This is a genomic window from Streptomyces sp. NPDC002306, assembly GCF_053593435.1.
This window is the reverse complement of record NZ_JBSFCK010000020.1, coordinates 98725-112684: the sequence shown is the minus strand read 5'-3', so window position 1 is coordinate 112684 and position 13960 is coordinate 98725. Positions and strand designations below refer to the sequence as shown.

The following is a 13960-nucleotide window of genomic DNA, read 5'->3' as shown; positions in this document are numbered from 1 at the left end:
GGTTAATGGGCACATACCCGATATCCGGGGCACAGTACCGCCCTCCCGGGCGCACTGTGGCACGAACGGCGTACGAGGATTTCAGCCCGCGCCCGCGCCGAGGCGCGCGAGCGCCTCCCGCACGGCGGGCACGTCCTGGTCCAGCCAGTTCACGTCCCAGATCTCGGCGGGAGTGAGCCAGCGCAGCGCGTCGTGGTCCTGGAGGGGCCGCGGAGCGGCGGAGCCGGCGCGCAGCCGGGCGGTCCACACCCGCAGGACGTACGGCGGCCGCAGGGGCCACTCCCCCGGGACGCGCTCGACGGCCTCGGCCTCGACGCCGAGTTCCTCGCGCAGCTCGCGCACAAGGGCCGCGTCGGGCGTCTCGCCCGGTTCGACCTTGCCGCCGGGCAGCTCCCAGCGCCCGGCCAGTTCGGGAGGCGCGCTGCGGCGCGCGGCGAGCAGTCGGCCGTCGTCGAGCAGGGCGGCTCCCACCACCACGATCCGATCCGTCATGCCCGGAGCCTACGGGAGCGGAACGCGGGTCAGTTGCGGGTGACGTCCCCGTGCTGTCCGATCCGCTCGACCCAGTAGAGCTGCTTGTGGCCGCGGCTATCGAGGCTGTCGGCGATCTTCTCCGCCTCGGCCCGGGTCGCGTACCGCCCCACGCGATAGCGATTGCCGTTGTCGTCCTGCCGTATGACGAGCCAGGGAAGAGCGATCGTGCTGCCGTCGTTCATCGCACCCCTCCACATCCCGCCCACGCCCCGCCCGCTGACGAAACCGCAATCCGCATATGCCCGACCCTACGCCTAACCTTTACGCAGCGAATACGGCTTTTCACAAAGAGGTACGCAACCAGCCAGTACGGAGGGGGCGCACGTCGACGAACGCGCCGTGCGGACGCTGCGGTGCAACCGGTCGGCGGCACGCCCGGCACACGCTGGGGACCTGCGAGAACGACCGGAAACCAACGGCTCGCCCGGCGCCTCCGGTTGAGGACGGTCCGGGGTCAACTGCCCAGGGGTGGTGCGCTACTTCACGGGGAGGTGGTACGCGACCCGGTAGCGGTCGGCCGGGACGACCACGTCGGCCGTCTCCACCGGGCGCCCCGAGGCGTAGTACGTGCGCTGGACGACGAGGACGACATGGCCGGGCACCCCGCCCAGCGCGAGGAGTTCCTCGGCGAGTCCGGGGCGGGCGCCGACCTCCTCGGTGACGTTGTCCACGATGACGTCGATGGCGCGCATCCGCTCGACCACGCCCATACCGCCGAGGGGGCCCTCCTCGGGCAGCATCACCGGCGTGCGGCCGGTCACCGCGAGCGGCTCCCAGGAGGTGGAGAGCATCATCGCCTCGCCGGCCTCCCGGAACACGTACCGCGTGCACATCACGCGGTCGCCGCGCTTGATGCCGAGCCGCTCGGCGACCGCGCCGCTCGCCTCCGCCTGCGCGCTGTTCGACTCCCAGGTGCCGCGCGTGTCGAGGTCGGCCTGCTCCTGGCGGAACGGCGTGGCCCCGCCGTCCGGCCGGAAGCCGGAGCGGGCGATCCGGCGCGGCACGGGCCGCTCACGCACGTACGTCCCGGAACCGGAGCGGCCCTCGACCAGCCCCTCGGCCATCAGCACCTTGCGCGCCTCCAGCGCCACGGTGTCCGAGACGCCGTACTCCTCGCGGATCCTCGCCTGCGAGGGGAGCCGGGTGTGCGGTGGCAGTGAACCGTCGACGATCTTCTTGCGGAGATCACCCGCGACGCGCAGGTACGCCGGCTGCTCACCGAAAGTCACTGGCCGCTCCCATCAGGTTGTACAGACAGCGACAGCCTGGCAACCGTGGGTTGTCCTGTGCAAGCGAAGGCCAGAGAATCACTCGATGTGATGACGCGTGCCCGCGGGAGGCATTACTCAGGCACTTTCTCCCCGCTGTGGACGTGATCACACATCGAGGTCACCGCCGCCCTTGCTGTCGCCGGAGCTGTCGTCGTAGTCGTCGTACGACGGCGGCGTGGTGGCCAGCCCCAGAGCCTCGCGCGCGGTGACCGCACTGTCGCCGTCGACGACCTCGTACCCCCGGTCGTAGTGTTCGTAGAACGTGTTCACGTCGTGGGCGGACGCGGCCTTCGCCCACTCCTTGCGGGCGGCCTCCAGGTCCTTGGCGAAGGCGGCGACGGGCTTCGCGGCGGCGGACGACCAGGCGTAGCCGCGCAGCACCCCGGCCTGCTCGCCGAGCGCGTCGTCGACGTCGCCGGCCCAGGCCGTGTTGCCCTCCAGGTCCTCCTCGGCGTAGTCCTCGGGCTCCTCCGCCAGCGCCGCGTCGAGGGCGCGGCTCGCCTTGAGGAAGGCCAGCTGGTCCGAGTCGAGCTTCGTGCCGTCGTTGCGCAGCGAGCCGGTCAGCTTGCCGTGCTCGTCCGTGTTGCCGAAGGCGCAGGTGACCTCGCGGTCGTCGATGCTCCAGCTGTCCTCGGTCGGGGTGAAGTAGTACACGTCGACGTTCTCGGGCACGGCCCAGGCGTCCATCGCGTACTCGCCCTGGAGCTTGTAGCACCGCTCGTCGGCGATGTCCCTGATACGCGTGTCGCCGGGGTAACCGTCACCGGGGTAGTCGGTGCCGCTGCGCAGCTTGAACGCGGCGAACACCTCGCCGTCGTGCTCGCCCTCGCAGGGGACCTCGTCGACGTCGTAGGTGTACCCCTCCAGGGAGCCCCCCGGCGTGTCGAAGCACTCACCGGTACCGACCGACAGGGACGTGCTGCCGCGGGCGCCCTCCTTGAAGCCCTCCCAGACGTCGGACGCCGCACCCGTGGTGAGCATCAGCGTCCACAGCACGAGTCCGACCGTCGACAGCACGGCGCCGCCGACGGCCAGCCCCCGGCCGCGCTCGCCCCGCTTCCTGATCTGCACCAGCGCGATCACCCCCAGCACCAGACCCACGGCCGGCACGAAGCAGAGGACGCCGAGCACGAGGGAGGCGATGGCGAGGCCGTTGACGGGCGCGGGCCGGTTGAACGGGCTGTAGCCCTGCCCCCACGTCTGGTACGGAGGCGGCCCGTACGGCCCGTACGGCGCGGATTGCCCGTACGGCGGGGACTGTCCGTACGGCGCGGACTGTCCGTACGGCGCGGACTGCGGCGCCTGGTACGGGCCCTGGGGCTGCTGGGGGTCGGGGGTCCCAGGGGGCGGGGGTATGGACACGGGTGCCGTGCTCCTGGTTCTGACGGCGGGGCGACGCGGCCGCCGCGGGTGCGGGATGCGGGATGCGGGGAGTGGCGGATGCGGACGCCCCCGGATACGGGCGTCCTGTGATGCGGAAGGACAAGAACTCACGTACGACTTGCGCGCATGGTATGCAGGCCGCGGCCCGGGACGGAACGCCGGTCCGCGAGCGGGCCCGCCCGGGCCGAGGTGACCGGTGCGCACACCGGCCCCGCCGGTCCCGTTCGCGACGGCGGACGGGTTCCGTTGCGGCAGACACCTTGACAGCGTGCGTACTGTTTCGCGACGTTTGAGCTCCGCGCCGCGGACGAGCTCGCGTCCGGCGTGGACGGCGGCGTGGAGCGGCAGTTACGCGATGCAGTGACAGGACGCGATCAGCGCGTCATGGGGGGAACTGGGGGAGCGGTCGCCCATGCGGTCCTTGCACGGTGGTCCATCAGACATCACGATCCACAGACCCGACGAACTGAGCGACGCGCTCCGTCACGCCTGGCACCGGGCGATGGACGAGTCGCCGGAATACGCGAACCCCTTTCTGGCACCGGAGTTCGCGACCGGTGTCGGCAGACACCGCGGTGACACGTACGTGGCGGTCCTGCACGAGGGCGGCGAACCCGTGGGCTTCTTCCCGTACGAGCGCAACTCCTTCGGCGTCGGCCGGGCCATCGGACTCGGCCTGTCGGACCTCCAGGCCTTGGTGCACCGCCCCGGCGTCACCTGGGACCCGCGGGAACTGCTGCGGGCCTGCGGCCTGTCCGTCTTCGAGTTCGACCATCTGGTGGCCGAGCAGAAACCGTTCGGCAGGTATGTCACGGGGACCTTCGCCTCACCGGTGCTGGATCTGAAGCCCGCCGACGGCGAGTACGCGCAGTGGCTGCGCGGGGCGTACCCCGGGCTGGCCAAGACGACGTTGAAGAAGGAACGCCGCCTGGGGCGCAACGTGGGCGAGATGCGGTTCGTCTTCGACGAGCGCGATCCGGCCGTGCTGCGCACGCTGATGCGGTGGAAGTCCGCCCAGTACCGCAGGACGGGGCGGATGGACCGGTTCGCGCGACCGTGGATCGTCGCCCTGGTGGACGACCTGTTCGAGGTCCGCGAGGAGTACTTCACCGGCGTGCTGTCCGTGGTGTACGCCGGTGACCGGCCGGTCGCCGCGCACTTCGGGCCGCGCTCGCGCACGGTGTTCGCGGCCTGGTTCACGGCGTACGACCCCGAGTTCCGCTACTACTCCCCCGGGTTGATCATGCACCTGCGCATGGCCGAGGCCGCGGCCCGGCACGGCGTGACCCTGATGGACATGGGGCGCGGCGAGAAGGAGTACAAGGACTGGCTCAAGACCCGGGAACTGCGGGTCGGCGAGGGGTTCGCGACCCGTCCCCGTCATCCGGTGGCGGCGGCGCACCGGCTGTGGCGCAGACCGGTACGCGGCCTGCGGAACACGGTCCTGGCCCACCCCACCCTGCGGGAGCCGGCCGACCGCCTCCTGAAGACCGTCGGCACACTGCGCACCTCGGCCCGCGCGGACGCCGCCGGCGCGACGGCCGACAGCACGGCTGGACCGACGCGCTGAACAGGCTCGACGGCTGACGGCTGACGGCTGACGGGCGTACTGAAGTGCCGGAGTGCCGGAGTACCGGGCAGGTGAGCGGAGGTCATCCGCCCCCGTCCGTCATGCCGAGGCGGGCCTGTTCCTCCTCGACGATCCGGCGGGCCAGGTCGATGTCCGACACGTCGACCGCGTCCGGGGTGGCTTCGGCCACGGCGCTGCGACGGGCATAGGCGTCGAACAGGCGGGTCTTCTCCTCCAGCATCCTCACCATGCGTTCGTCCACTCCCCCGGTGGCGAGGAGGCGATGCACGCGCACCGGCCTGACCTGGCCCATGCGGTGGGCCCGGGCCACCGCCTGGTGTTCGATGGTCGGCTTGATCTGGGGTTCGCAGAGGATGACGACGGAGGCCGCCTGCATGTTCAGGCCGATGCCCGCCGCCTGGATCTGGGCCAGGAGCACCGCGGGGCCCGGGACACCGGCGAAGTCGTCGACGATCTGCTGCCGCCGCCCGGCCGGAACGCTTCCACTGAGCGGACCGAACACCGTGAGGGCGTGGGCGGGTCCGGCGGGTCCGGCGGCGAGTGCTTCCCGGACGACGCCCAGCACATCCCTGAAGTAGGAGAAGACCACCGTCTTCTGCCCGTTCTCGGCGGCTTCCTCGACGATCTCCCGGAGCCGGTCCAGCTTGGCCGACTTCTCCGGGCGCGTGTACGCGGCTCTGCGCATCGCCATGAAGTTGCCCGCCCGCACGGCCGCGCGGTAGGCCTCCTCGTCCGACGCGCTGAGCTCCTCCCATTCGTCGGTCCGCTGGAGACTCGGGAGTTCCGTCAGGACGTCTTCCTGGTTGCGTCGCAGATAGACCGGGGCGACGGCCTTGCGGAAGGCGACCGATCCGACCAGCGCGTCCCGCTCGTCCAGGGATCGCGCGACCGCGCCGTCCAGCATCCCGACCAGGTTGCGGAACTCGACGACCCTGTTCTCCATCGGCGTACCGGTCATGAAAAGGGCGCGCTCGCAGTGCTCCGCCCAGAGCGCGACCGTCTGCGACCGCCTGGCCTTCGGGTTCTTCACGGAGTGCGCTTCGTCCACGACGAGCAGTCCGACCTCCCCTCCGCCCGGCGCCGGAAATCCGCGCAGCGCCTCGAACGTGGTCACCGCGACCCCGCCCCGCCCCTTCCAGTCGGCGAACGCGTCCTGCCGGTCGGGGCCGTGGAGCACCGCTACGCGCAGGGCGCTGCGGGCCTCGATCTCGCGCGTCCAGTTCACCAGGACGCTCGCCGGGCAGACCACCATGAAGTGGCTCTGCCCCTCGGCGGCCAGGTGCGCCAGCACGGCGATCGCCTGGATGGTCTTGCCGAGGCCCATCTCGTCGCCGAGTATCACCTTGCGCTGGGCGAGGGCGAACCGCGCGCCGAACGCCTGGTATCCACGCAGCGAGACCCGCCGGTGGGAGTCGTCCAGGTACTGGGCCCGGACCCGTTCCGCGATCTCGTCCGGCAGGAAGCCCTCGGCGGCGGCCGTGTCGGGCGGCCGCCCGGAGATCTCGGCGAGCAGGCTGTAGTACTCGGCGGACCGGAGTTCGAAGTCCACCCAGGCCGCGAGGTCGTCCGGAGGTCCCCGCAGCAGGTCCACCGAGGCCTGGGCGAGCAGTTCCGGGAGGTCCGTCTGCTCGGCCTCCTCGACCAGCGCCCGGATCTCGGCGACCGCCGCGAGCGCGCGCGTCCTCTTCTCCTGGCCCGCCAGAAGCATCCGGAAACGCCCGGCGGCGGGCTTCGCCTCGGTCAGCGCCGGACCGAGTTCCTCCGCCAGGCCGACGGCCCTGTCCACCGCGCGCCGGGCGTCCGGACCGGCCTCCACCAGCACGTACAGGGCCATGACGAGGGCGGTGGTGTCCGGCCGCGGCCGGTCCACGTCCAGGTGTACCGCCACGCTCTCGTGTACGGCCGCGGAGAGCTGGCGGGCGGCGCCGAGCATCTGGTCGACCGTGCGCTGCCCGACGCCCGGAATCTGCCGCAACCGATAGGGGCCCGCTTCGAGAACCCCGCCGACCGTGCGCAGCCCGCTCTTCTCGACGTTCCCCAGTCGGAGCCGTCCGTCGGTGACGTCCTGGAGTCTGCTGACCGGGATGGCGTCGAGCTCCCGGCGCACCGCCGCGTCCTGGATCGGCTTCAGTGCGGCCCGTACGGCTTCGACCGCCCTGCCGTGGTCGCCGACCACCGCCCGCGCCGCCTCGTGCAGTCGCGCCCCCCTCGCGACCAGGTCCCGCTCGCCACGCCCCACGCGCCCCGCCCCTCACTCTCGCTCTCCCGGCATCCTCCCACCGCCCACCGACAGGCCGAGGGCTCCGTAAGGGAGACAGCAAGGCACCGGCACCCTGCCGAGCCGACTCCGTACACGGGTCGGTTCGGCTCAAGGGAGGCCGGCCGGCGGAGGTCGTGGAGCGCGCGGACCGCGACGACGTACCCACGGTGATCACGCGCCGCGGCAAGGAAGTCGCCGCCGTCGTCTCCATCGAGGTACTGCGCAGGTACCAGGAGTGGGAAGAGCGCGAAATCAATCGGATCATCGACGAGCGCATGGCCAGCCCCGCACCCGGCATCCCGATCGAGGACATCATGGGGGAGACGCCGGCGCGCGGTGAGTGAGTACCGAACCGTCTTCCGCGCCGAGGCGCGGGCCTCCTGGCCAAGCTGCCCGCGCTGGAAAGCGATCCCCTCGGCTTCGACACCACCGCACTCGTGTCCCGGCCGGACCGCCGTCGGCTTCGGGTCGGCGACTCCCGCGTCGTCTACACGATCGACAACGGAGAACTGGTGGTCTGGGTCGTTCACCCGGGACACCGCTCCAGCGTCTGGGACACCTGATGCCGCCGATGCCGATCAACCCCGGCACCCACCCGGCACGGTGATATGGAAGGGGCCGGACTCGACGAAGTCCGACCCCTTCCCACCCGCACGTTCAAGTCGGTGGCTCACGTGCGATCTGTCGACCGTCACACGTTGAAGCGGAACTCCACCACGTCCCCGTCCTGCATGACGTACTCCTTGCCCTCCATGCGGGCCTTGCCCTTGGCGCGGGCCTCGGCGACCGAGCCTGTTTCGACCAGGTCCTCGAAGGAGATGACCTCGGCCTTGATGAAGCCCTTCTGGAAGTCCGTGTGGATCACGCCGGCCGCCTCGGGGGCCGTCGCGCCCTTCTTGATCGTCCAGGCGCGGGATTCCTTGGGGCCGGCCGTGAGGTAGGTCTGGAGGCCGAGGGTGTTGAAGCCGACGCGGGCGAGGGTCGCAAGGCCCGGCTCCTCGGCGCCGACGGACTCCAGGAGCTCCAGCGCGTCCGCCTCGTCGAGCTCGGCGAGGTCCTGCTCCAGCTTGGCGTTGAGGAAGATCGCCTCGGCGGGGGCGACCAGGGCGCGCTGCTCGGCCTTGAAGTCGTCGTCCACCAGCTCGTCCTCGTCGACGTTGAAGACGTAGAGGAACGGCTTGGTGGTGAGCAGGTGCAGGTCGTGCAGCAGCTCCTCGTTGCCGGAGCCCTGGACGATGCCCGCCGAGAAGAGGGTGTCGCCCTTCTCGAGGATCTCCTTCGCCGCCTCGACCGCCGCGACCTTGGGCACGACGTCCTTCTTGATGCGCGACTCCTTCTGGAGGCGCGGCAGGACCTTCTCGATGGTCTGGAGGTCGGCGAGGATCAGCTCGGTGTTGATCGTCTCGATGTCGTCCTTGGGCGAGACCTTGCCGTCGACGTGGACGACGTTCTCGTCCTTGAAGGCGCGGATGACCTGGCAGATCGCGTCGGACTCACGGATGTTCGCCAGGAACTTGTTGCCCAGGCCCTCGCCCTCGGACGCGCCCCGCACGATGCCGGCGATGTCGACGAAGTCGACGGTCGCGGGCAGGACCCGCTGCGAGGAGAAGATCTCGGCCAACTTCGTGAGACGGGCGTCCGGCACGCCGACCACGCCCACGTTGGGCTCGATCGTGGCGAACGGGTAGTTGGCCGCCAGCACGTCGTTCTTGGTCAGGGCGTTGAAAAGGGTCGACTTGCCGACATTCGGCAGACCGACGATTCCGATCGTGAGCGACACGTTGCGACTTCCCGTACGTGAGAGGACGTGAGAGGACTGGAGACCAGGGGGCCGATCCACCAGTCTACGGCGTGCCGCGCCCCGCCCCGGCGACCTGTCGAACGCTTGGCCAAGCTCGGCTCAACGGCGTGTCTGAGGAGCCGTTCGACACATAAAACGACCTAAGTTGGTCCAGTGGAGCAACACAGGACGCGACCCCAGCAGCACGGACCGCGACGCGGCACGCCCTCGTCCCTGCCTCCGCAGGGCGGCCGGGGTGGCGCGGGCGCGGCACGGCCCGCCCGGCCGTCCGCTCCCGGCCCGTCCGCCCCGGGCCCGTCCTCCCGGCCCGCGCGGGTGGGCGCTCCCGCGCGCGGACCCGTGCAGCGCCGCCCGGTCACCGTACGGCGGCCCGCTCCGCCGGTCGGGAAGGCGGCGCGGCGGCTGCCCGGCCCCCGGCTGACGGGGCTGGGCGGCGGGCTGTTCTGCGGGGCGGTGCTGTTCCTGCTCGGCTGTCTGGACCAGTTGCTGTTCGACGGGTCGCTGACGGTCTACAGCGTGCTGTTCCTGCCGGTGTGCGCGCTGACCGCGCTGTGGGTGCGCAGGGGGGACCTGCTGAGCGCGCCGGTCATCGCGCCGATCGCCTTCACGGTCGGGCTGCTGCCGGTGGCCGACGGTGACGGCGGGATCGGCAGCCGGCTGATGGGGCTGGTCACCGCGCTCGCCACCCAGGCCGGCTGGCTGTACGCCGGGACGCTCGTCGCCGGGCTGATCGCGACCGTGCGGAAGGTCCGCCTGGTGCGTCAGCGCCGGCGACAGCGGCGGGCGCGGTGACCCGGCCCCCGCGGCACCCTCAGTCCTGATCCAGGGCGTGCATCGCCGCCCCCACGATCCCCGCGTTGTTCTGCAGCTGAGCCGGGACGATCTCCGCCCTGATGCCCTCGATGAGGTGCAGGAACTTGTCCGCCTTGCGGCTGACGCCACCGCCGATGACGAACAGCTCGGGCGAGAACAGCATCTCGACATGCGCGAGGTACTTCTGGACGCGGTGGGCCCAGTGCTCCCACGTCAGTTCGTTGTCGTCCTTGGCCTTGCTGGAGGCGCGCTTCTCCGCGTCGTGGCCGTTGAGCTCCAGGTGGCCCAGCTCGGTATTGGGGACGAGGACGCCGTCGACGAAGAGGGCGCTGCCGATGCCGGTGCCGAAGGTCAGCAGGATGACCGTGCCCCGGCGGTCCCGGCCGGCGCCGAACCGCATCTCGGCGACGCCGGCCGCGTCCGCGTCGTTCACCACGGTCACCGGGAGGCCGCCCAGCCGCTCGCCGAACAACGCGCGGGCGTCCGTGTCGACCCAGCTCTTGTCGACATTGGCCGCCGTACGAATGGTGGCCCCGCCCGTGACCACGCCCGGGAAGGTGAGCCCGACCGGGCCCGTCCACCCGAAGTGGTCGACGACCTCCTTCACCCCGTCGGCCACGCTGTCGGGAGTCGCCGGGTGCGGGGTGAGCACCTTGCAACGCTCCTGAGCCAGCTCGCCCTTGTCCAGGTCCACGGGAGCGCCCTTGATCCCGGATCCACCGATGTCCACGCCGAAGATCTGCATGGCTCTACGTTACGACGTGGGACTGACGGTCACTCCGTGGAATCGGCAGGTGTGCCGGCTCCGCCGCGCTCGGCGACCAGGCCGGCCGCCTCGTCGCGCAGGTCGCGGCGCAGCTCCTTGGGCAGCGAGAAGGTGATGGACTCCTCGGCCGCCTTGACCAGCTCCACGTCCGCGTAGCCACGCTCCGACAGCCACTCCAGGACCTCTTCGACCAGCACCTCCGGCACCGACGCGCCCGAGGTGACGCCGACCGTGGTCACGCCCTCCAGCCAGGCCTCGTCGATCTCGCTGGCGAAGTCCACCAGGTAGGCCGCGCGGGAACCGGCGAGCTTGGCGACCTCGACGAGGCGCACGGAGTTGGAGGAGTTGCGCGAGCCGACCACGATCACGAGTTCCGCCTCGGCGCCCATCTGCTTCACGGCGAGCTGGCGGTTCTGCGTGGCGTAGCAGATGTCGTCGCTGGGCGGCGAGATGAGCTGCGGGAACTTCTCCTTCAGGGCGTCGACGGTCTCCATGGTCTCGTCGACGGAGAGGGTGGTCTGGGAGAGCCAGACCACCCTGGACGGGTCGCGGACCTCGACCTTGGCGACGTCCGCCGGGCCGTCGACGAGCTGGATGTGGTCGGGCGCCTCGCCGGAGGTGCCGATGACCTCCTCGTGGCCCTCGTGCCCGATCAGGAGGATGTCGAAGTCCTCGTTGGCGAAGCGGACGGCTTCCTTGTGGACCTTGGTCACCAGCGGGCAGGTCGCGTCGATGGTGGCGAGGCGGCCGCGCTGGGCCTCCTCGTGGACGACGGGGGCGACACCGTGCGCGGAGAACATGACGATGTTCCCCTCGGGCACCTCCTCCGTCCGCTCGACGAAGATCGCGCCCTTCCGCTCCAGGGTCTGGACGACGTACTTGTTGTGCACGATCTCGTGCCGGACGTAGATCGGAGCCCCGTACTGCTCCAGGGCTTTCTCGACGGCGATCACGGCGCGGTCCACGCCCGCGCAGTAGCCCCGGGGGGCGGCGAGCAGGACACGGCGGCCAGGCGAAGCAGTCATGGCACCCATCGTAAGGCCGCGTTCGGGGGGTCGAAGATCGCGTCCCCCCGCTCCGGCCGGCGTGACGGGCGGTGAGCTGGGAAGGGCCGGACGGGACGGGAGCGCCCGGGCACTGATGTCCGACCGCGGGACGGCGGTCCGTACCGGCGAGCAGGCCCCCGACCTGCGGCGCTGCCTCGGCTTTCGGAATGCCCCTCACCGGTCCGGGCCGCCTCGTTCCGCTCCTGGACGGGGCGGGGCGGTGGACGGGCCGGGATGTCGGTGTCGGCGGATACGCTCGGCGCATGGCTGTGAACACGTCCGCGGACGCCCCGCTGCCCGTCGGCGAGATCTCGCGGCTCATCGGGGGCTGGATCGACCGGCTCGGCGCGGTGTGGGTCGAGGGACAGATCACCCAGTTGTCGCGGCGGCCGGGGGCGGGTGTCGTGTTCCTGACGCTGCGCGACCCCTCGCACGACATCTCCGTCAGCGTGACCTGTTACCGGCAGGTGTTCGACGCGGTCGCCGATGTCGTCGGCGAGGGCGCCCGGGTCGTCGTCCTCGCGAAGCCGGAGTGGTACGCGCCGCGGGGGCAGCTGTCGCTGCGGGCCGCCGAGATCCGGCCGGTGGGCGTCGGCGAACTGCTGGCCAGGCTGGAGCAGCTGAAGAAGTCCCTCACCGCGGAGGGGCTGTTCGCGCCCGGGCGCAAGAAGGCGCTGCCGTTCCTGCCGCAGCTCATCGGGCTGGTCTGCGGCCGCGCCTCCGCCGCGGAGCGGGACGTGCTGGAGAACGCCCGGCACCGCTGGCCCGCCGTCCGCTTCGAGGTGCGCAACGTCCCCGTGCAGGGGGTGCACGCCGTCCCGCAGGTCGTGCAGGCCGTCAAGGAGCTCGACGCGATCGACGCCGTGGACGTGATCATCGTCGCGCGCGGCGGCGGCAGCGTGGAGGACCTGCTGCCGTTCTCCGACGAGCAGCTCGTGCGCGCGGTCGCGGCCTGTCGTACGCCGGTGGTGTCGGCGATCGGGCACGAGCCCGACACCCCGCTCCTCGACTACGTGGCCGACCTCCGGGCCTCGACCCCGACGGACGCGGCGAAGAAGGTCGTACCGGACGTCGGCGAGGAGTACGAGCGGGTGCGGATGCTGCGCGACCGGGCGCGCCGGAGCGTGGAGGCGTTCGTGACGCGGGAGGAGCGCGGTCTCGCCCAGACGCTCAGCCGGCCCTCGATGGAGGATCCGCACCGGATGATCGACGAGCGGGCGGAGCAGGTGACGTCCCTGCTCGACCGGGGCAGGCGGACCCTCGGCCATCTCCTCGACCGGGCCGACTCCGAGCTGACGCACACGCACGCGCGCGTGGTGGCCCTCTCCCCCGCGGCGACGCTGCGGCGGGGCTACGCGGTGTTGCAGAAGGCGGACGGTCAGGTCGTCCGCGACCCGGGGGAGGTGGCGGCGGACGAGGCGCTGCGGGCGCGGGTCGCCGAGGGTGAGTTCAACGTACGAGTCGATGTCCAGGAGTGAGTGCATGACCGGCAAGGTGGAAGAGGCGCTCGGCTACGAGCAGGCCCGCGATGAGCTGATCGACGTCGTGCGGCGGCTGGAGGCGGGCGGTACGACGCTGGAGGAGTCCCTCGCGCTCTGGGAGCGGGGCGAGGAGCTGGCCAAGGTGTGCCGGCGGTGGCTCGAGGGCGCGCGGGCACGGCTGGACGCGGCGCTGGCCGAGGAGGGCGCGCGGGACGGGGAACCTGACCCCGAGTAGGGGTGGGCCGGCGGTCGCGCCCTCGTCCCGGTGTCCGGTCGACCGCCCTGTGACCTGCGACGCCTGTGAATCGGATCACCGCACTCCGCATTTTGTTGAATGTTGAACTTCCATCACGTACGGTCGTTACAGACAGCCGGTCCGACGCCCCGGATCCGGCCCACCACCCGAGGAAGTCGACGCATGTCTCTCGTTCTTGACCCCGCCGCCCAGGACCTGCTGTTCCGTGAGGCCCGCACCGCCAACACCTTCACCGACGAGCCGGTGACCGACGAGCAGGTGCAGGCGATCTACGACCTGGTCAAGTACGGCCCGACCTCCATGAACCAGTCGCCGCTGCGCGTCACCCTGGTCCGCTCCGCCGAGGCCCGCGAGCGCCTCGTGCAGCACCTGGCCGAGGGCAACCAGAAGAAGACCGCCGCCGCCCCGCTGGTCGCGATCCTCTCCGCCGACAACGAGTTCCACGAGGAGCTGCCCGAGCTCTTCCCGCACTTCCCCCAGGCCAAGGACGCCGTCTTCGCCGACCGTTCGGTGCGTGAGTCCAACGCCACGCTCAACGCCGCCCTCCAGTCCGCCTACTTCATCATCGGCATCCGCGCCGCCGGTCTGGCCGCCGGCCCGATGACCGGTCTGGACTTCGAGGGTGTCCGCAAGGAGTTCCTCGACGACGACCACACCCCGCTGATGGTCGTCAACATCGGCAAGCCGGGCCCCGACGCCTGGTTCCCGCGCTCCCCGCGTCTGGCCTACGACGAGGTCGTCACCACCGTCTGATCCGC

Annotated in this window: 13 protein-coding genes and 2 pseudogenes; 7 read left to right on the top strand and 8 right to left on the bottom strand. The window is 71.2% G+C overall.

Translation table 11 applies throughout. The features are described from left to right. Positions 1-81 precede the first annotated feature (81 nt). From ACWCQK_RS29825 to ACWCQK_RS29810, 4 genes are all read right to left on the bottom strand, one after another. Complete coding sequence (locus ACWCQK_RS29825; RefSeq protein ID WP_451160131.1) at positions 82-492, bottom strand: (deoxy)nucleoside triphosphate pyrophosphohydrolase; 411 nt, start codon at positions 490-492, stop codon at positions 82-84. Between the two features lie 29 nt (positions 493-521). Next, positions 522-716, bottom strand: coding sequence for an SPOR domain-containing protein (locus ACWCQK_RS29820; RefSeq protein WP_451160129.1), 195 nt, complete (start codon positions 714-716; stop codon positions 522-524). A 294-nt stretch (positions 717-1010) separates the two neighbouring features. Continuing rightward, positions 1011-1763 (bottom strand): GntR family transcriptional regulator, encoded by a 753-nt coding sequence (locus tag ACWCQK_RS29815; protein WP_451160127.1) that lies wholly within the window; start codon positions 1761-1763, stop codon positions 1011-1013. 147 nt (positions 1764-1910) lie between these two features. Further along, on the bottom strand, positions 1911-3167 hold the full coding sequence (locus ACWCQK_RS29810) for a DUF4190 domain-containing protein (protein ID WP_451160125.1): 1257 nt from the start codon (positions 3165-3167) through the stop codon (positions 1911-1913). 433 nt (positions 3168-3600) lie between these two features. On the opposite strand from ACWCQK_RS29810, the gene ACWCQK_RS29805 reads away from it, so the two are divergent. Beyond that, entirely contained in the window at positions 3601-4758 is a 1158-nt protein-coding gene (locus tag ACWCQK_RS29805; protein WP_451160123.1) for a GNAT family N-acetyltransferase, read from the top strand. Between the two features lie 82 nt (positions 4759-4840). On the opposite strand, the gene ACWCQK_RS29800 is transcribed toward ACWCQK_RS29805, so the two are convergent. Next, complete coding sequence (locus tag ACWCQK_RS29800; protein WP_451160121.1) at positions 4841-7018, bottom strand: DEAD/DEAH box helicase; 2178 nt, start codon at positions 7016-7018, stop codon at positions 4841-4843. 143 nt (positions 7019-7161) lie between these two features. Between ACWCQK_RS29800 and ACWCQK_RS29795 the strand changes: the two are divergent. Together ACWCQK_RS29795 and ACWCQK_RS29790 are read left to right on the top strand one after the other, a co-directional pair. Continuing rightward, a pseudogene (locus tag ACWCQK_RS29795) lies at positions 7162-7383 on the top strand (type II toxin-antitoxin system prevent-host-death family antitoxin); the annotation flags it as partial. After that, positions 7376-7602: pseudogene (locus tag ACWCQK_RS29790) on the top strand (type II toxin-antitoxin system RelE family toxin). The pseudogenes ACWCQK_RS29795 and ACWCQK_RS29790, both read left to right, overlap by 8 nt. A gap of 128 nt (positions 7603-7730) precedes the next feature. On the opposite strand, the gene ychF reads toward ACWCQK_RS29790, so the two are convergent. Next, positions 7731-8819, bottom strand: a complete 1089-nt coding sequence (ychF, locus tag ACWCQK_RS29785) for a redox-regulated ATPase YchF (protein WP_451160119.1) — start codon at positions 8817-8819, stop codon at positions 7731-7733. A 174-nt stretch (positions 8820-8993) separates the two neighbouring features. Between ychF and ACWCQK_RS29780 the strand changes: the two genes are divergently transcribed. Beyond that, positions 8994-9632: a DUF6542 domain-containing protein gene (locus ACWCQK_RS29780; protein ID WP_451160117.1), complete on the top strand. Its 639-nt coding sequence runs from the start codon at positions 8994-8996 to the stop codon at positions 9630-9632. A gap of 19 nt (positions 9633-9651) precedes the next feature. On the opposite strand, the gene ppgK is transcribed toward ACWCQK_RS29780, so the two are convergent. Together ppgK and ACWCQK_RS29770 are read right to left on the bottom strand one after the other, a co-directional pair. Further along, positions 9652-10398 carry a polyphosphate--glucose phosphotransferase gene (gene ppgK / locus ACWCQK_RS29775; RefSeq protein WP_451160115.1) on the bottom strand — a complete coding sequence of 249 codons (747 nt, stop codon included), beginning with the start codon at positions 10396-10398 and terminating at the stop codon, positions 9652-9654. Between the two features lie 29 nt (positions 10399-10427). Beyond that, positions 10428-11453 (bottom strand): 4-hydroxy-3-methylbut-2-enyl diphosphate reductase, encoded by a 1026-nt coding sequence (locus tag ACWCQK_RS29770; protein ID WP_451160113.1) that lies wholly within the window; start codon positions 11451-11453, stop codon positions 10428-10430. Between the two features lie 275 nt (positions 11454-11728). Between ACWCQK_RS29770 and xseA the strand changes: the two genes are divergently transcribed. The 3 genes from xseA to ACWCQK_RS29755 all read left to right on the top strand — a co-directional run bounded on the left by xseA (position 11729) and on the right by ACWCQK_RS29755 (position 13955). Then, entirely contained in the window at positions 11729-12943 is a 1215-nt protein-coding gene (gene xseA, locus ACWCQK_RS29765; RefSeq protein WP_451160111.1) for an exodeoxyribonuclease VII large subunit, read from the top strand. Between the two features lie 4 nt (positions 12944-12947). Then, complete coding sequence (locus tag ACWCQK_RS29760) at positions 12948-13181, top strand: exodeoxyribonuclease VII small subunit (protein WP_451160109.1); 234 nt, start codon at positions 12948-12950, stop codon at positions 13179-13181. 183 nt (positions 13182-13364) lie between these two features. After that, the gene (locus ACWCQK_RS29755; RefSeq protein ID WP_451160107.1) at positions 13365-13955 is read left to right on the top strand and encodes a malonic semialdehyde reductase; all 591 of its coding nucleotides are present in this window, start codon (positions 13365-13367) and stop codon (positions 13953-13955) included. The last annotated feature ends 5 nt before the right edge of the window (positions 13956-13960 follow it).